15 protein-coding genes and 1 riboswitch are annotated in these 17,305 nt (G+C 61.1%); of the genes, 9 read left to right on the plus strand and 6 right to left on the minus strand.

Annotated features, from left to right (window positions below; all coding sequences use genetic code 11):
• The first annotated feature begins 5 nt into the window (after positions 1–5).
• Positions 6–1,427, plus strand: a complete 1,422-nt coding sequence (locus tag ACQKPC_RS13595; protein WP_427625086.1) for a PIG-L deacetylase family protein — start codon at positions 6–8, stop codon at positions 1,425–1,427.
• 76 nt (positions 1,428–1,503) lie between these two features.
• Complete coding sequence (hldE, locus tag ACQKPC_RS13600) at positions 1,504–2,925, plus strand: bifunctional D-glycero-beta-D-manno-heptose-7-phosphate kinase/D-glycero-beta-D-manno-heptose 1-phosphate adenylyltransferase HldE (protein ID WP_007902573.1); 1,422 nt, start codon at positions 1,504–1,506, stop codon at positions 2,923–2,925.
• A gap of 126 nt (positions 2,926–3,051) precedes the next feature.
• Here the strand turns inward: hldE and ACQKPC_RS13605 are convergent, their stop codons facing one another.
• The 4 genes from ACQKPC_RS13605 to ACQKPC_RS13620 all read right to left on the minus strand — a co-directional run bounded on the left by ACQKPC_RS13605 (position 3,052) and on the right by ACQKPC_RS13620 (position 6,641).
• A complete protein-coding gene (locus ACQKPC_RS13605; protein ID WP_063341765.1) occupies positions 3,052–4,020 on the minus strand; it encodes a hypothetical protein in 969 nt (322 codons plus the stop codon).
• A gap of 101 nt (positions 4,021–4,121) precedes the next feature.
• Entirely contained in the window at positions 4,122–4,937 is an 816-nt protein-coding gene (locus ACQKPC_RS13610; protein ID WP_427625089.1) for an aldo/keto reductase, read from the minus strand.
• Positions 4,934–6,109 carry an NAD(P)/FAD-dependent oxidoreductase gene (locus ACQKPC_RS13615; RefSeq protein WP_008074657.1) on the minus strand — a complete coding sequence of 392 codons (1,176 nt, stop codon included), beginning with the start codon at positions 6,107–6,109 and terminating at the stop codon, positions 4,934–4,936. Before ACQKPC_RS13615 ends, ACQKPC_RS13610 begins: the two co-directional genes overlap by 4 nt.
• A gap of 199 nt (positions 6,110–6,308) precedes the next feature.
• Positions 6,309–6,641 carry a DMT family transporter gene (locus ACQKPC_RS13620; RefSeq protein ID WP_008004867.1) on the minus strand — a complete coding sequence of 111 codons (333 nt, stop codon included), beginning with the start codon at positions 6,639–6,641 and terminating at the stop codon, positions 6,309–6,311.
• 103 nt (positions 6,642–6,744) lie between these two features.
• Between ACQKPC_RS13620 and ACQKPC_RS13625 the strand changes: the two genes are divergently transcribed.
• On the plus strand, positions 6,745–7,635 hold the full coding sequence (locus ACQKPC_RS13625) for a LysR family transcriptional regulator (RefSeq protein WP_427625091.1): 891 nt from the start codon (positions 6,745–6,747) through the stop codon (positions 7,633–7,635).
• A 22-nt stretch (positions 7,636–7,657) separates the two neighbouring features.
• Positions 7,658–8,938, plus strand: coding sequence for a lipid IV(A) 3-deoxy-D-manno-octulosonic acid transferase (gene waaA, locus ACQKPC_RS13630; protein ID WP_427625093.1), 1,281 nt, complete (start codon positions 7,658–7,660; stop codon positions 8,936–8,938).
• 200 nt (positions 8,939–9,138) lie between these two features.
• Here waaA and ACQKPC_RS13635 read toward each other — a convergent pair whose 3' ends face one another.
• Positions 9,139–10,578, minus strand: a complete 1,440-nt coding sequence (locus ACQKPC_RS13635) for a TolC family outer membrane protein (protein ID WP_427625095.1) — start codon at positions 10,576–10,578, stop codon at positions 9,139–9,141.
• Between the two features lie 192 nt (positions 10,579–10,770).
• Positions 10,771–10,876, plus strand: a riboswitch (TPP riboswitch).
• A gap of 165 nt (positions 10,877–11,041) precedes the next feature.
• Between ACQKPC_RS13635 and thiC the strand changes: the two genes are divergently transcribed.
• Both thiC and cytX read left to right on the plus strand, forming a co-directional pair.
• Positions 11,042–12,931 carry a phosphomethylpyrimidine synthase ThiC gene (gene thiC / locus ACQKPC_RS13640; protein ID WP_192346009.1) on the plus strand — a complete coding sequence of 630 codons (1,890 nt, stop codon included), beginning with the start codon at positions 11,042–11,044 and terminating at the stop codon, positions 12,929–12,931.
• 70 nt (positions 12,932–13,001) lie between these two features.
• A complete protein-coding gene (cytX, locus tag ACQKPC_RS13645; protein ID WP_427625096.1) occupies positions 13,002–14,294 on the plus strand; it encodes a putative hydroxymethylpyrimidine transporter CytX in 1,293 nt (430 codons plus the stop codon).
• Here the strand turns inward: cytX and ACQKPC_RS13650 are convergent.
• Positions 14,263–15,009, minus strand: a complete 747-nt coding sequence (locus ACQKPC_RS13650; protein WP_427625097.1) for an RsiV family protein — start codon at positions 15,007–15,009, stop codon at positions 14,263–14,265. The two genes, cytX and ACQKPC_RS13650, sit on opposite strands and share 32 nt — an antisense overlap.
• A 229-nt stretch (positions 15,010–15,238) precedes the next feature.
• Here ACQKPC_RS13650 and ACQKPC_RS13655 point away from each other — a divergent pair, with 229 nt between their 5' ends.
• The 3 genes from ACQKPC_RS13655 to cpdA all read left to right on the plus strand — a co-directional run bounded on the left by ACQKPC_RS13655 (position 15,239) and on the right by cpdA (position 17,226).
• Positions 15,239–15,856, plus strand: coding sequence for an NUDIX domain-containing protein (locus tag ACQKPC_RS13655; protein WP_427625098.1), 618 nt, complete (start codon positions 15,239–15,241; stop codon positions 15,854–15,856).
• Positions 15,847–16,299: a DUF1249 domain-containing protein gene (locus ACQKPC_RS13660; protein WP_427625100.1), complete on the plus strand. Its 453-nt coding sequence runs from the start codon at positions 15,847–15,849 to the stop codon at positions 16,297–16,299. The genes ACQKPC_RS13655 and ACQKPC_RS13660 overlap by 10 nt, the downstream gene beginning before the upstream one ends.
• A gap of 111 nt (positions 16,300–16,410) precedes the next feature.
• Entirely contained in the window at positions 16,411–17,226 is an 816-nt protein-coding gene (gene cpdA, locus ACQKPC_RS13665; protein WP_427625101.1) for a 3',5'-cyclic-AMP phosphodiesterase, read from the plus strand.
• The last annotated feature ends 79 nt before the right edge of the window (positions 17,227–17,305 follow it).

Below are 17,305 nucleotides of genomic sequence, written 5' to 3' on the forward strand. Positions count from 1 at the left end.
CAGTCATGAGCGCACGCAAGCAACAATTGCTTAAACGCCATCGCCAACGCAAACGTGTGGTGCTGATCGGTGTGTTATTGGCCGCAATACTATTTGGCATTTTTGTCGCATGGTGGCCATTGCCGCTGTTCCTGCTGTTGGGCTGGATCGCCCATGAAGCCTGGTTCGCCGACCATCTGTTCTATGCCCCGGGCGACGATTATCGCTATGACTTCCCGGCGGATACGCCGCAGTTCCCCACCACCCTGGTCAATGGTGCCTTGCAGGTGACGGGGAACTTCGGCGTGGCGCAAACCCTGGTTTTGCAGGTGCGGGTCAAGAGCCATTGGCTGGGTCGCTTTCTTGACCCCCAGGTATGGATCGGTGACGACCGTCAAGATCTGGAGCGCGGTGTCGCGGGAGAGCGTTTTCTCAATCTGTCCGGGCAAGGTTCGGCGCTGGCTGCCGGGACCCTGACCTTACGTGGACGCTTTTGCAGCCTGGCGCCACAGGCAACTTTGCACGCCCTGAATAATCCGGATTTTGCTCAGCAGCGTCTGCTAATCATCGCCCCCCATGCCGATGATGCTGAACTGGCGGCTTTTGGTCTTTATAGCCGGGCGTCCGAGGTGGCTATCGTCACACTGACCCAAGGCGAGATTGAGGCCGAAAACTATCGCGATATGGGCCTCGACACCGCTCAGGCCGCCCGTCTGAAGGGGCGCCTGCGCAGTTGGGATAGCCTGGCAGTGCCGCTGTGGGGCGGGGTGGCGCAACAACAGTGTGTGCAATTGGGCTATTACTGCTTACAACTGAATGCGATGGCGCAGCAGCCGGAGCAAAGCTTTGGTTCCCGGGAGTCGGGGGAGAGCGATATACGTGACGTACGTCGGCACAATGCCCTGCGCCTGCCGGGTGACGTCGATGGTCAGCCCCATTGGCGCAACCTGGTAGCTGATCTGGCGCATCTGCTTGAGCATCACCGTCCCGACGCGGTGCTGACCCCCCATCCCGAACTGGATCCCCACAGCGATCATGTCGCCAGCACGCGCGCCTTGATGGACGCGATTGAACTCAGTACCTGGCGCCCGCGCACCCTGCTGCTCTATGCCAATCACCTGCACGACAACGACCGCTGGCCGATGGGCCCGGCGGGTTATGGCATTGCCCTGCCGCCGACCATCGAGCCGTTGCCGGCTGATGGGCTATGGAGTCCGTTGCTGGACGCGCCAACCCGCATGGACAAAGCCATGGCCTTGGGCATGCAGCACGACTTGCAGGGCCGTCCACCGCTCAAAAGACGTCTGCGCCGGGTGATTCAGCGGTTGTTGGCCGGGCGTTGCTGGCCCCGCACAGGTGAAGACGAGTTCTTCCGCAAAGCGGTGCGCCGACATGAACTTTTCTGGGTGCGTCCGCTGGATGCCCCTTCACAGAATGACCGCCGTTGAGCCTGTGTGCTCGGGTGCGGCCGCATTCTTTCGCTATGTTATTATCCGCGACGCTTTTATTGCCCCTGGAGTTTCCATGAAGTTATCCATGCCACGATTCGATCAGGCCCCTGTCCTGGTGGTCGGCGATGTCATGCTCGACCGTTACTGGCATGGTGGTACCTCACGGATTTCCCCTGAGGCGCCGGTACCGGTAGTCAAGGTCGAGCAAATCGAGGACCGCCCGGGCGGTGCCGCCAACGTTGCCCTGAACATTGCCGCGCTCGGTGCGCCGGCCTCGCTGGTCGGCGTGACCGGCGACGACGAGGCTGCCGACAGCCTGGTCAACAGCCTCAAAGGCGCCGGCGTGCGGGCGTTGTTCCAGCGCATCGCGCACCAGCCGACCATCGTCAAGCTGCGGGTGATGAGCCGCCACCAGCAATTGCTGCGTATCGACTTCGAAGAACCTTTCGCAACCGACGCCCTGGCGCTGGGCGAACAAGTTGACGAATTGCTCGAAGGCATCAAGGTGCTGGTGCTGTCCGACTACGGCAAAGGCGCGCTGAAAAACCATCAGGTGCTGATCCAGGCTGCCCGTGCTCGTGGGATTCCGGTGCTGGCCGATCCCAAGGGCAAGGATTTCTCGATCTACCGCGGCGCGAGCCTGATCACCCCGAACCTCAGCGAATTCGAAACCATTGTCGGTGGTTGCGCCGATGAGCACGAGCTGGTGAGCAAGGGCGCGCAGCTGATGCACGACCTCGACCTCGGCGCCTTGCTGGTGACCCGTGGCGAGCACGGCATGACCTTGCTACGCCCGGATCATCCGGCACTGCACCTGCCGGCCCGTGCCCGTGAAGTGTTCGACGTGACCGGTGCCGGTGACACGGTGATTTCTACCCTGGCGGCAGCGATCGCCGCTGGCGAAGAACTGCCCCACGCGGTGGCCTTGGCCAATCTGGCGGCAGGCATCGTGGTCGGCAAGCTCGGTACTGCGGCCATCAGTGCCCCGGAATTGCGTCGTGCGATCCAGCGTGAAGAAGGTTCCGAGCGTGGTGTGTTGGGGCTGGAGCAGCTGTTGCTGGCAGTCGACGACGCACGTGCACACAACGAGAAGATTGTGTTCACCAATGGCTGCTTCGACATCCTGCATGCCGGCCACGTGACCTACCTCGAACAGGCGCGTGCCCAAGGCGATCGTCTGATCGTGGCGGTCAACGACGATGCGTCGGTGAGCCGCTTGAAAGGGCCGGGTCGGCCGATCAATAGCGTCGACCGTCGCATGGCCGTATTGGCCGGTCTGGGCGCCGTGGATTGGGTCATCAGCTTCCCTGAGGGCACGCCAGAAAACCTGTTGCGCGAGGTCAAGCCGGATGTGTTGGTCAAAGGCGGCGATTACGGGATCGAGCAAGTGGTTGGCGCAGACATCGTCACTGCTTACGGCGGGACTGTGAAAGTGCTGGGGCTGGTAGAAAACAGCTCGACCACGGCGATTGTCGAGAAGATCCGCAATCACTGACCGAACATGATCCTTCCCACTTGATCGTTCCCACGCTCTGCGTGGGAATGCCTCTATCGACGCTCTGCGTCCGCTTTGAGACGCGGAGCGTCTCGGGCTGCATTCCCACGCAGATCGTGGGAACGATCAGGGGCGTGCGGCCTTGCGCGGCACGATTCTTTTCAGCAGTTGCTTTGCTTTTCCATGCAAGCGGGCTAAACCCGAATCCTTCCCCGGCGGGCTCAAACCCTGTTGCCGCACCCAGTCTTTCCAGCGAATCCGCTCATCCTTCACCAGCCATCCTTCCTGTCGGGCAAAACTCTCCGCCAGATATAGCCCGCGGGTACTCGCCGGGTACAGCTGATCTTTTTTCAGGGTGTACAGCTCGGCCATCGGCTGGCCGTCCTGCAGTGGCATCAGATACAAATCGGGACGTTTGCGATCGAGCCGGGCCACCAGTTGATCGCCTTCCAGTCGTTCGTCGACATGAAACAGGCTTAGGGATTTGGCTTCCTTGGGTACATCCAGGCGCAAGTCGTAGATCAATTGCAGCGACGCGGTCGGCAAATGCACGTAGGCCCGAGGACGCTCGATCAGCGGCATGTTGGCGCAGCGCACCGGCCGCGCCGAGCCGGACAGCGGTGTCAGGCGAAACGGCAGGGCTTCGCGGTAATGCAGGGCGGACGAGTAGGGCGCGGGCAGCCAGGTGTCGTTGAAACGCCCGCTGAGCCAGCCTTCCGGAGTTTCCAGCAGGCACTCTTCGGCAATTTCCTGGGTTGCCGTGTGCAGCGGCAGGTTCAGTTCATGGGCCGGCACATAACCCGAGATCAGCTTGAGCACCACATCGCCTCGATCCTGCCGACGCTGACGCACCAATACCCAGTAGTCGCGATTCTGCCAATGCAGGGTCAGGCGCACCGAAACCCCAAGATTCGCCAGCTCCAGGGCAAACCGCTCGTTGTCGGGTACGGTCACCGGGCGGCGACGTTGCAGGGTCTGGGAGAAGTTCAGCGGCATCCCGACGCTCTGGTAACTCAGGCCTTCGGGTGTCGCTTCGACGAATAACGGCAGGGTCTTGAAGTTGCTCGGGTTCTTTCTTATCAGCGTACGCGGCATGTCGGCTCCTGCTTAAGGCCGCGTGGGCGGCATCAATGGCTAGGGTCTGTTGACGTTTGGCGCGCAACCCGAAGGGCCGGCGTCGCGGTCGTCACCAAACGTCAACAGACCCTATGAAGGACCTGGGCAACGGTCGCGACGTTGTGGGCGAGGTGCAACGGATTGATGGTCCCGACAATAGCACTGGCCACACCCGGGTGTTCAAACAACAACTCGAAGCTGGCGCGCACCGGGTCCACGCCCGGGCTCAAGCAAACGTGGCCGCTGGCCAAGGCTTTTTTGATCAGGATCGCTTTGCCGTGAGCAGCAGCATAGTCAATGACTGGCTTCTCGTTCTGTTCGTTCAGATTGTAGGTGACCATCGCGCAATCACCTTGTTCCAGAGCCTTCAAGCCGCCTTCGACGGTTTTACCGGAAAAACCGAAACCGCGAATCTTGCCTTCGCGCTTGAGCTCGGCGAGGGTCGCATAGACCTCGCTGCCATTGAGGATTGCCAGGTCGTTGCCGTCGGAGTGCACCAGCACCAGATCGATAACATCCGTTTCCAGGCGTTGCAGGCTGCGTTCCACCGAGAGGCGCGTATGGGCGGCGCTGAAGTCGTGGTGCGACTGGCCGTCGGCAAATTCTTCGCCAACTTTGCTGACGATCACCCAGTCCTGACGTTGACCCCGCAGCAACGGGCCAAGACGCTCTTCGCTGCGGCCATAGGCCGGCGCGGTGTCGATCAGGTTGATGCCCAGGTCGCGCGCGAGTTTGAGCAGCATGCGCGCTTCGTCATCGCCGGGGATCTGGAAACCGTTGGGATACTTCACTCCTTGATCGCGGCCAAGTTTCACCGTGCCCAGGCCCAGGGGCGAAACCAGCAGGCCGGTGCTGCCCAAAGGGCGATGCAGATCGTGCAGGGTGGGTTGGCTCATGGCAGCAGTTGCTCCCAGGCAGGGACGCCCATCGGCGGTTTTGGCAGTTCCGGCAGCGGCGCCGGATGGCTCGGCTGGATGCCGTCGCGTTGCAGTGCGGCGAGGACGCGGTCAGCGAAGTCCGGCGCCAGGGCCAGTTTGGTCGGCCAACCCACCAGCAGGCGATCTTGCTCGGCGAGGAAGGCATTGTCCGGGCGGGTCAGGCCTGATTGCAGCGGCTCGGCGCGCTCGACCCGCAAGGTCGCCCACTGCGCGGTGCTCAAGTCGATCCACGGCAGCAGGTTGCCGAGTTCTTTTTTCGCCGTGGCGATTTGCGCCGCAGGATCGCGGGCCACGCCTTCGGCTTCGGCGATATCGCCTCCCAGATACCAGACCCATTGACCATCGACGGCCGGGTGGGTGGTCACGGTAATGCGCGGCTTCGGCCCGCCGCCCAGGCAATGGGCGTACAGCGGTTTGAGGCCAGGGCCTTTGACGATGATCATGTGCAGGGGACGGCGCTGCATGGCCGGTTGGCTCAGGCCCAGCGCCGTGAGCAGGTCGGCGGTGCCGGCACCGGCGCTGAGAACGATGCGCTGGGCGCGAATCTCGCGTTCGTCGACTTTCAAGCCGACCAGTTCGCCGTTTTCCAGCAGCGGTTCGATGTGCTGGCCGGCCAGTAGACCGTCACCGGCCAAATCGGCCAGGCGCTGGATCAGGCTTGGCACGTCAACCACCAATTCCGCCAGGCGATAGACCTTGCCCTTGAAACGCTTGTCTTGCAGGGCTGGCGGCAATTGTTCGCCCTTGACCTGATCGACCCGCCCGCGCACGGCTTTGCTGGCAAAGAAACTGGTGAGGTTGCCGGCGAGGGTGCCGGGGGACCAGAGGTAATGGGCGTCGGACAGCAGACGCACGCCGGACAGATCCAGCTCGCCGTCGCCGGCCAGCGCTTCACGCCAGCGACGCGGCATGTCGGCAATGGCTTCCGAGGCGCCGGTCAGGGCTCCGTGCAACGCGTACTTGGCGCCGCCGTGGATGATGCCCTGGGACTTCACGCTCTGCCCGCCACCGAGGCTGGCGCTTTCCACCAGCACGGTCGAAAAACCCTGACGGCGCAGACGCGCATTCAGCCAGAGGCCGGCGACACCAGCGCCGACAATCAGAACGTCGGTGGAAATAACGGATGGCATGCAGCGACCTCAGTGTTCAAGACGAGGGCGCAGTATACAGACTCGATGCACAGGGGATTTGTTGGTGATCAATAGGGAGGATGCAAAACCTGTGGGAGCGGGCTTGCTCGCGAAAACGGTGTGTCAGGCAACAAAGATGTCGACTGACAGCCCCTCTTCGCGAGCAAGCCCGCTCCCACAATGGATCGCACTTCGGGTTTTAATGCCCGGCGGTTTTGGAGAAGAGCTGGATGACTACGACACCCAATACGATGAGCGCCATCCCCAGCATCGCCGGCACATCCAGCTTCTGCCCATAGATAAACAGCGCCGCGACGCTGACCATCACGATGCCCATGCCGGCCCACACCGCGTAGGCCACGCCCACCGGAACACTGCGCACCACCAGGGTCAGCATCCAGAACGCAATGCCGTAACCAACGATGACCAGCAGCAGCGGCAGTGGCGTGCTGAAACCCTTGACCGCTTTCATCGAAACGGTAGCGATCACTTCGGCGCAGATGGCGATGGCCAGGTAGTAGTAAGCGGTCATGGGTCAATCCTCGTATGAAGTGTTGCTCTCTGAGGTCGGCATTCTAGAGATTCGCCAGATGCGGTAAAGTCATTACCTATCTGTTCTGAAGATGGGTTGAGCCATGAACATGCAATGGAATCTGGAACAGCTGCGCTTGTTTGTCAGCGTCGCGGAACAGCGTTCGTTTTCCGCGGTGGCGCGGGATCAGCGCAAGGCGCAGTCGGCAGTCAGCAGTTCGATTGCGCTGCTGGAAGAGGACCTGGGCGTCAGCCTGTTCGATCGCAGCAGTGGTCGTCAGCCGAGACTCACCGAAGCCGGCACCGCGCTGCTTGAGGAGGCGCGGGAAGTACTGCGCCAATGCGAGCGCCTCAATGGCCGGGCGCTGGCGATGATGCGCGGCCAGGAAGCGAGTCTGCGTGTGGCTCAGGACGAAGCAATGCCTTATCAAGCGGTGGTTGAAAGCTTCGAGGCTCTGGCAGAAAAGTTTCCCAGCCTCGAAGTTCAGCTGACCAGCGCCGCCCAGGGTGATGTTGCGCGCAAATTGGTGGAGCGCCGGGCCGACCTGGGCTTGCTGTTTTATCATGAGCAAATACCCGAAGCCCTCGAGCGGAGGGTGCTGGGTAGCGTCGAAATGGTTACGGTGTGCGGTGTGGGGCATCCCATGGCGAAGCAGGCGCAGGTCGATTGCCAGCAAATGGCGCAGCATCGACAGTTGCTGATGTCCACGCAGTCCAGCGTCTATCCCGGAAGCGAGCCCGCCAGCCCGCAGGTCTGGCGCGCCGACAGTTTCTATGTGATGGCTGAGTGGGTCATGCGCGGTCTTGGTTGGGCCTGGTTGCCGCGACATGTGGTGCAGTACCCGGCGTATCAGAATCAGATGGTCGAACTGGCCAGCGAATGGACGCCGCCAGCGTTGATTGTCGAACTGGTCTGGCGTCGCGATGAGCCCCTCGGTCCGGCGGCCCGTTGGCTGGCTGAACGTTTTGCCGTGCACTTGCAGGCGATCGGCTAAAAAACCGATAAACTCCGCCGCCATGAATAGAACTCTCTACACCGTGCTGTTTTACCTGGGGCTGCCATTGGTAGCGATTCGGCTTTGGCTACGGGCGCGCAAGGCTCCGGCGTACGCCAAGCGCATTGGCGAACGGTTCTCCCTCGCGCTACCGGCGATGAAGCCGGACGGCCTCTGGGTGCACGCGGTGTCGGTGGGCGAAAGCATCGCCGCGGCGCCGATGATCCGCGCCTTGCTGCAACGCTACCCGACGCTGCCGATCACCGTCACCTGCATGACCCCGACCGGGTCCGAACGGATCCAGGCGCTGTTCGCCAACGAGCCGCGCATTCAACACTGCTATCTGCCTTACGACTTGCCCTGCGCCGCGGCGCGATTCCTTGATCGAGCCCGCCCGAAACTGGCGGTGATCATGGAAACCGAGCTCTGGCCCAACCATATCCACCAATGCGCCAAGCGCGGGATTCCCGTGGCGCTGGCCAATGCGCGACTGTCCGAGCGTTCGGCCAAAGGCTATGGCCGCTTCCATAAACTGACCGGGCCGATGCTTGCCGAGATGAGCCTGTTTGCGGTGCAGACCGAAGCCGAGGCGCAGCGCTTCCGGGATTTGGGCGCGCGCCCGGAAACCGTCGAAGTGACCGGTTCGATCAAGTTCGACCTGACCATCGACCCACGACTGCTGCAGCGTGCCGGCGAGTTGCGTGCGCAGTGGCAGGCGCAGGATCGCCCGGTATGGATCGCCGCGAGTACCCATGAAGGCGAAGACGAGGTGGTGCTGGCCGCCCATCGTCGGCTGTTGGCCAATCATCCTGATGCCTTGCTGATTCTGGTGCCGCGTCATCCGGAGCGTTTCAACCCGGTGTTCGAGTTGTGCCGGCAGCAGGGATTCGCCACGGTGCGGCGTTCGACGGGCGAGCCGGTTACCGCAGGCACTTTGGTGCTCTTGGGCGACACCATGGGCGAGTTGCTGTTTCTCTATGCGTTGGCCGACAGCGCGTTCGTCGGTGGCAGCCTGGTGCCGAACGGCGGCCATAATCTGCTGGAACCGGCGGCCCTGGCCAAACCGGTGCTCAGCGGGCCACACCTGTTCAACTTCCTCGAGATCGCCACGCAGTTGCGTAGCGCCGGGGCATTGGCCGAGGTTGATGATGCCGAAGGTCTGGCGCTGGCCGTGCAGCGGCTGTTCGAATTGCCGAGCGATGCGCAGCGGATGGCAGAGGCGGGGCTGAAAGTGATGCGCACCAATCAGGGCGCGTTGCAGCGGTTGCTGGATGGGTTGGGCAGGTTGATCGACAAGTCCTGAGTTTGTCACTACTCCTTTGTGGCGAGGGAGCTTGCTGTGGCGAGGGGGCTTGCCCCCGTTCGGCTGCGAAGCAGTCGTAAAACCGGCAAACCTGGTTTGCCTGACACACCTAGGTGGTTGTGGTACTTTCAGGGCCGCTTCGCGCCCCAGCGGGGGCAAGCCCCCTCGCCACAGGCAGCCCCTTCACCACCGGTTTGCTTTTATTGGGCGGGATTAGCCCGTAACTGCTCCGCCGCAGCCTTGGCCAGATCCGGTGGCAGGAAGTCCTTGTCCGGGTTGTAGTCGGGTTTGAGGTAACGCGTCAGGTCCTGCAAATCCCCCGGGTTCAAGGTGCCGGCGGCCTGCTTTAAGCGCAGGTTGTCGAGGATGTAGTCGTAGCGGGTGTTGTTGTAATTACGCACCGAGGTGTACAGCTGACGCTGGGCATCGAGCACGTCAACGATGTTGCGCGTTCCCACCTGATAACCGATTTCGGTCGCTTCCACCGCGCTCTGGTTGGAGATGATCGACTGCCGGCGGGCCTGTACCTGCTCGACGTCGGTGTTCACCGCCCGGTGCAGGTTGCGGGTGTTTTCCACGACCTGACGACGCAGCGCTTCGCGTTGCTGCTCGGACTGAGTCAGCCGCGAGTAGGACTCACGCACCTGCGAGCTGGTCAGCCCGCCGCTGTAGAGCGGGATGCTCAGTTGCAGGCCAACCGTACGCTGCTCGACATCGCCGCCGTAACGCACGCCGTTCGGGTTCGGGTTGGTAAAACCGAGGGCGTCGTTGTCACCTTTCTGGTATTGCGCGACCGCATCCAGGGTGGGCGCATGCCCGGCCTTGCGCTGCTTGAGGGTTTCCTCGGCGGCGCTCACCGCGTAGTTGCTGGCCAGCAGATTCAGGTTCTGCTTGGCGGCGGTGTCGACCCAGGCTTTGGCATCGTTCGGTGCCGGGGGCAGAATCGGCAAGGTATGGACGATGCCCTGGATCGAGTTGTACTGGCGGTTGGTCAGAGTGATCAGCGCTTCGAACGCGTCATCCACCTGACGCTGAGCAAGAATCCGGTTGGCCCGCGCCGTGTCGTAGCTGGCTTGGGATTGCAGCACGTCGGTCTTGTCCGACAGACCGACGTCGAAGCGCTCGTTGGACTGGTCGAGTTGACGCTTGAACGCCGCTTCTTCGGCCTTGGTCGAGGCCAGGGTGTCCTGGCTGCGCAGCACGTTGAAGTAGCTTTCGGCACTTTGCAGAATCAGGTTCTGTTCGGTGGCCGAGAGTTGCAACGCCGCCTGTTCGTTGACGTCCTTGGCGGCCTGCAACTGGAACCAGCGATCAGCGCGGAAAATCGGTTGCGCGAGAGTCGCCTGATACACCGTGCCACTGCGGGTCGAGGTCAGCGATGGCTGGTCGAGCGAGGTGCGGGTGTTGTTCAGGTCGGCACCGGCGGACAGATTGGGCAACAGCCCGGCGCGGGCCTGGGGCACGACTTCCTTCTGAGCACCGTATTGGGCGCGGGCGGCGGCGAGGTCGGCGTTGTTGTCCACCGCTTCCTGGTAGACGCTGACCAGGTCAGTCTTGGTCGATAAGGGCGCTTCTGCTGCCCAGGCCATTCCATTGGACGCACAAGACACGGCAAGGGCCAGTGAGAGTTTGCGCAGCATGAGGCCATCCCTAAAAATTACGCTGATAATTTGAGCGCCAAGGCTACGGCGCGGCGCCCTGCAGCGTCAAGGCGCAGCACGGCGTAGCGAGTGTAGTTGCACGCAGGCACGGCAACAATCCGGTAATTGCGCCATTCATCATGGTGTTTGCTGCGGAGTTGGCGTTCTTTGCCGGTTGTGTCTAGACTGGCCGGGTTCTTGTCGGGGTGCCTTGCTATGAGGCTGAGATCGAATAATTTCGGATCCCGTTGAACCTGATCAGGTTAGCGCCTGCGTAGGGAACAAGATTTCTCGTCACCCGGCGAGTCCTCTTGTGCTTCGTCCGGGATGTTGTTCGACAATCGAACACCCCTCGAGCACCGAGCACAGCACAGCTGGTTTTCCCAGCGCCCGTGCGTCCATTCGTTTACAGGTTCGCTCCGACAAAAATCCACTGCCTGGATGTGTGTCTGGAGAGCCCGTGATGACTACAAAATCAAAAATCGAAACCAATCTGAGTGACTCGGCCAAGGTCGATCAGCAATCGGTTCAGCCGTTTACCCGCTCGCAAAAAATCTATGTCCAGGGCTCGCGCCCCGACATCCTCGTGCCGATGCGCGAAATCAGCCTGGACGTGACCCCGACCGACTTCGGTGGCGAAATCAACGCGCCGGTGGTGGTGTATGACACCTCGGGCCCGTACACCGACCCCAACGTCATCATTGATGTGCGCAAAGGCCTCGCTGACGTGCGTTCGCCGTGGATCGAAGCCCGTGGCGACACCGAGCGTCTGCCGGGTTTGAGCTCGAACTTCGGCAAGGAACGCCTCGCAGATCCGGAACTGACCAAGCTGCGCTTCGCTCACGTGAACAACCCGCGCCGCGCCAAGGCCGGTGGCAACGTCACCCAGATGCACTACGCCCGCAAAGGTATCATCACGCCCGAGATGGAATACGTTGCCATCCGCGAAAACATGAAGCTGGAAGTGGCCCGCGCCGCAGGTTTGCTGGACCAGCAACACGCCGGTCACAGCTTCGGCGCCAGCGTGCCGAAAATCATCACCCCCGAATTTGTCCGTGAAGAGATCGCTCGCGGTCGCGCGATCATTCCCGCCAACATCAACCACACCGAACTGGAACCGATGATCATCGGCCGTAACTTCCTGGTGAAGATCAACGGCAACATCGGCAACAGCGCACTGGGTTCGTCCATCGAAGAAGAAGTGGCGAAACTGACCTGGGGCATTCGCTGGGGCGCGGACAACATCATGGACTTGTCCACCGGTAAGCACATTCACGAAACCCGCGAGTGGATCATCCGTAACTCGCCGGTACCGATCGGTACCGTGCCGATCTACCAGGCCCTGGAGAAAGTCGGCGGCGCCGCTGAAGACCTGACCTGGGAGCTGTTCCGCGACACGCTGATCGAGCAGGCCGAACAGGGCGTCGACTACTTCACCATCCACGCCGGTGTATTGCTGCGCTACGTGCCGCTGACCGCCAAACGCGTGACCGGTATTGTTTCCCGTGGCGGTTCGATCATGGCCAAGTGGTGCCTGGCGCACCATAAAGAGAACTTTGCTTACACGCATTTCGAAGAGATTTGCGAAATCATGAAGGCCTACGACGTCAGCTTCTCCCTGGGCGATGGCCTGCGTCCGGGCTCGATTGCCGACGCCAACGACGCGGCACAATTCGGTGAGCTGGAAACCCTCGGCGAGCTGACCAAAATCGCCTGGAAGCATGACGTACAAACCATGATCGAAGGCCCGGGTCACGTGCCGATGCAGTTGATCAAAGAGAACATGGACAAGCAGCTCGAGTGCTGCGACGAGGCGCCGTTCTACACCCTCGGCCCGCTGACCACCGATATCGCGCCGGGCTACGACCACATCACTTCGGGTATCGGTGCGGCGATGATCGGCTGGTTCGGTTGCGCGATGCTTTGCTACGTGACGCCGAAGGAGCACTTGGGCCTGCCGAACAAGGATGACGTGAAGACCGGGATCATCACCTACAAGATCGCGGCCCACGCTGCCGACCTTGCGAAGGGGCATCCGGGGGCGCAAATTCGCGACAACGCCTTGAGCAAGGCGCGTTTCGAATTCCGTTGGGAAGACCAGTTCAACCTGGGCCTTGATCCGGACACTGCGCGTTCGTACCACGACGAAACCCTGCCGAAGGATTCGGCCAAGGTCGCGCACTTCTGCTCCATGTGCGGGCCGAAATTCTGTTCGATGAAGATCACCCAGGAAGTCCGTGAATACGCGGCCAACCAGCGGATCGAAACCGTCGATGCGGAAATCGCCCAGGGCTTGGCCGAACAGGCCGAGCGGTTCAAGCAGGAAGGTAGTCAGTTGTACAAGAAGGTTTGATCCCTTACCGATCGTTCCCACGCAGAGCGTGGGAACGATCACAACAAATGTCCCTCTGAGATAACACCCCTTGAGCATCCAACCCAGCACTTACTCCCCGGATTGCGCGGTGCCGATCGACAAACGTGTCTTCGGCGGCCGTGATCTGTTTTCCCTGTGGTTTTCCCTTGGCATCGGCCTGATGGTGTTGCAGACCGGCGCTCTGCTTGCACCAGGCTTGGGCCTGTCAGGCTCGTTGCTGGCGATTTTTCTCGGCACGCTGGTCGGCGTTCTGTTGCTGGCCGCCGTCGGCGTGATCGGCAGCGACACCGGCCTGTCGTCGATGGCCGCGCTCAAACTCAGCTTGGGCCGTCATGGCGCGAGCCTTCCGGCGGTGTTGAACCTGCTGCAACTGATCGGTTGGGGGGCGTTCGAAATCATCGTGATGCGCGACGCTGCCAGCCTGCTCGGCGCCCGCGCATTCAGTGAAGGCAGCCTGCTGTCGAGTCCGCTGCTTTGGACAGTTTTCTTCGGTGGTTTGGCGACTTTGCTGGCCGTCAGCGGGCCACTGACCTTCGTGCGCAAGATCCTGCGCAAGTGGGGTATCTGGCTGCTGCTGGCCGCGTGTATCTGGCTGACCTGGAACCTGTTCGCCAAAGCCGACCTTGCGGCGTTGTGGGCGCAGGCCGGTGATGGTTCGATGCCGTTCGCCGTGGGCTTTGACATTGCGATCGCCATGCCGCTGTCCTGGCTGCCGCTGATTGCCGATTATTCGCGGTTCGGCAAGCGTGCGAAAAACGTCTTCGGCGGTACGGCGCTGGGCTTCTTTATCGGTAACTTCTGGCTGATGAGCCTGGGCGTGGCCTACACCCTGGCGTTCGCGCCGAGCGGCGAAGTGAATGCCTTGTTGCTGGCATTGGCCGGTGCAGGCCTGGGGATTCCATTGCTGCTGATTTTGCTGGATGAGTCGGAAAATGCCTTTGCCGATATTCACTCGGCGGCGGTATCCAGCGGGATTCTGTTGCGCTTGAAAGTCGAGCATCTGGCCTTGGCCATCGGCGTCATCTGCACGCTGATCGCCTGCCTGGCGCCATTGGCCCAGTACCAGAACTTTCTGCTATTGATCGGCTCGGTGTTTGCGCCGCTGTTCGGCGTGGTGCTGGTGGATCACTTCATCCTGCGCAGGCGCAGCGCTCACGTAGCGTCAGCCGCATTGCGCTGGCCGGCATTGCTCGCCTGGTTGGGCGGGGTGAGCACCTATCATTTGCTGGCCAATCTCTATCCGGACATCGGCGCAACCCTGCCGTCGCTGGTGCTGGCAGGGCTGCTGCAACTGCTGCTCGGTCGAGCCTTCAGCTACGGCCGGGAAACAGTTCAGGCTTGAGAATACCGTTCAGGCGCGGGTAGGGGATCTTCAGTTCTACGTGGCCCAATGCGTAAGGCGCAACGGTGCTCACTTCGTATTTGAGGATCACCCCGCCGTAAGTCAGCGCCACATTCTGGGTTTTCACGAAGGGCCAGCTCTTCACGAACTCCGGTTCCTGATCGAGCTTGGTGCTGATCAGCCAGCTGTTGTGCGCCACTTGGGCGGCTTTCCAGAACGCTTCTTCCTGCCCCGGAATCAACATATCCGACAGTGTCAGCACTTTATGCTGCTGGCGTGAATAGTTGATGAAACCGCGGCCCGGCGTGCCATGGGCACCGCCGGTGTCCAGGTAGCTGGACAATTCAACGATCACCAAGCCGTCATGCTGCTCACGTACCTTGGCTTGCAGGTAGCTGCTGTAGCGCGGGCCTGCGTTGCTCAAAAACTGCTCGCGATACGCCGCCAGCGTCGGCGCTACCGGGGCGTCAGGCGAGGTGCGGGTCATTTGCAGCAGGCGTTTTTCGATGATGCCGTCAAGTGCAGGCTCATCGGGGAAACGCAGCGTATCGATATTCACCAACGGGCATTCAGGGTTGGCACAGCCTGGTTTCAACTGTTCCGATGCGTCGCGGGTAGTTTCCAGCGGCGCCCGATAGTTGGGCTGGAACAAACTCTGGCAGGCGCCCAGGGTCAGGGCGATGGCGGCCACGGAGGCGATCTTGAAAAGCGACATGGGCGTCCTTTACGAAACAGGGGAAGGCGAAAAGTTACCCGCTTCGACTCTCAACGAAGCAGTCAGTTCGCCACTAAGCTAATTAGAGTTGGTTTCACCCTCACCGTCTATCCCGCTGACTGGAAAGGGGCTGCATCAAACATCGTGGGCGCGTTAGGATGGCGCGAAGTCGAGGTTGCAAGTAACAAAAAGGAGCCTCGTAACGGATTTGCAGTAAACGAGGATTGTCATGACTGATTTTGCCAACGCCATTCCGACCGCCGTTGAGATCGTTCGGCGCGAAAAGTGCTACGAAGGCTTCTACAAGCTCGACCGCGTGCACTTGCGTCACGAATTGTTCGCCGGTGGCATGAGTCGCGAGATCAATCGTGAAGTGTTTGTTCGCCACGATGCGGTGTGTGTGCTGCCGTACGATCCGCAGCGCGATGAAGTGGTGCTGATCGAGCAGTTTCGTGTCGGCGCCATGGGCAAGACCGACAACCCGTGGCTGATCGAACTGGTCGCCGGTCTGATCGACAAGGATGAAGTACCGGAAGAAGTTGCTCACCGCGAAGCGCAGGAGGAAGCTGGGCTTGTATTCGGGGCGCTCTGGCCGATGACCAAATATTTTCCATCGCCGGGCGGCAGTAACGAATTTGTGCATTTGTACCTGGGGCGTTGCGAGACAACCGGGGTTGGCGGCCTGCATGGGCTGGAGGAAGAGGCAGAAGATATTCGCGTCACGGTCTGGGCGTTCGAAGATGCCCTGCAAGCCGTACGCGACGGACGTATTGCCAACGCGGCAAGCATCATCGCCTTGCAATGGCTGGCTTTGAACCGCGTTGAAGTGAGGGGGTTATGGTCGTAAACAAGTTGCGCGATCGCTACCGGATCGACCTCGTGGGGCTGCAAGCCTCCTGCGAGGCCAACTACGCGCGCCTGATGCGACTGCTACCGGACATGCGTAACGAGCCGCAGGCGCGACGCATTGCCGTGACCCACGGCGACCAGATGCTGGGTGTACTGGCCCTCGAAGTGCTGCAGGTCTGTCCGTACACCACGACCCTGCAAATACGCCAGGAACATAGCCTGCCGTGGCTGCCGGTGCCTCAACTGGAAGTTCAGGTGTATCACGACGCGTGCATGGCCGAAGTGGTCAGCGCCGAACATGCACGACGCTTCCGGGGCATCTATCCTTACCCGAACGCCGCGATGCATCAGCCGGACGAAAAGGCTCAGCTCAATCTGTTTCTGGGGGAATGGCTGAGTCATTGCCTGGCTTGCGGTCACGAGTACGCCGTTGTGCGCTAAGAGCCCTGTGTAGTTGTGAACTGCGTCCGGTTCACAGATTTCCTCTTTTGATCGTCCCCCAGCATAATTGCGGCACTTATCCATCCCGTGATCACGCCCTGGGAGAACGCCTTGCCGAGCGTATCCACATTGACCACCGCCGATCCGGCGTTGCTGGTGCAACTCTCCGACAGCCATCTGTTTGCCGAGGCGGACGGGACGTTGCTGGGCATGAATACCCGCGACAGCCTGCAACAGGTCATTGAGCTGGTATTGAAGCAGCAGCCGCAGATCGATTTGATCATTGCCAGTGGTGATCTTTCCCAGGACGGGACGCTGGAGTCGTATCAGCTGTTTCGTGACCTGACCCGACAGATCGATGCACCGGCACGCTGGATTCCCGGTAATCATGACGAGCCGCAGATCATGGCCGAAGCAGCGGTGCAAAGTGCGCTGCTGGAGCCGGTGGTGGATATCGGCAACTGGCGGGTCACGTTGCTCGATTCGGCGGTGCCAGGGTCAGTGCCGGGGTATTTGCAGGATGAGCAATTGCAGTTACTCGCTCGCTCGTTGAGTGAGGCACCGCAGCGGCATCATCTGGTGTGTTTCCATCATCATCCGGTATCGATCGGGTGTGCATGGATGGAGCCCATTGGCTTGCGCAATCCAGAAGCGTTATTCGCGGTGCTGGATCGCTTTCCACAGGTGCGTGCGGTGTTGTGGGGTCATGTGCATCAGGAAATTGACCAGGTGCGCAACGGTGTGCGCCTGATCGCATCGCCCTCGACCTGCATTCAGTTCGAGCCGGGCAGTGATGATTTCAAGGTGAGCGAGCAGGCGCCGGGGTATCGATGGTTGCGGTTGTTGCCGGATGGCCAGCTCGAAACAGGCGTTGAGCGCGTCACCGGTTTCGATTTTCAGGTTGATTACGGCTCCAACGGTTACTGAACACTCGGTAAGACCGCGGCGCGGCCATCGCGAGCAGGCTCGCTCCCACATTGGAATGCATACCCCTGTGGGAGCGAGC

It is taken from the genome of Pseudomonas sp. NPDC089918, assembly GCF_050280605.1.
Taxonomy (GTDB): domain Bacteria; phylum Pseudomonadota; class Gammaproteobacteria; order Pseudomonadales; family Pseudomonadaceae; genus Aquipseudomonas.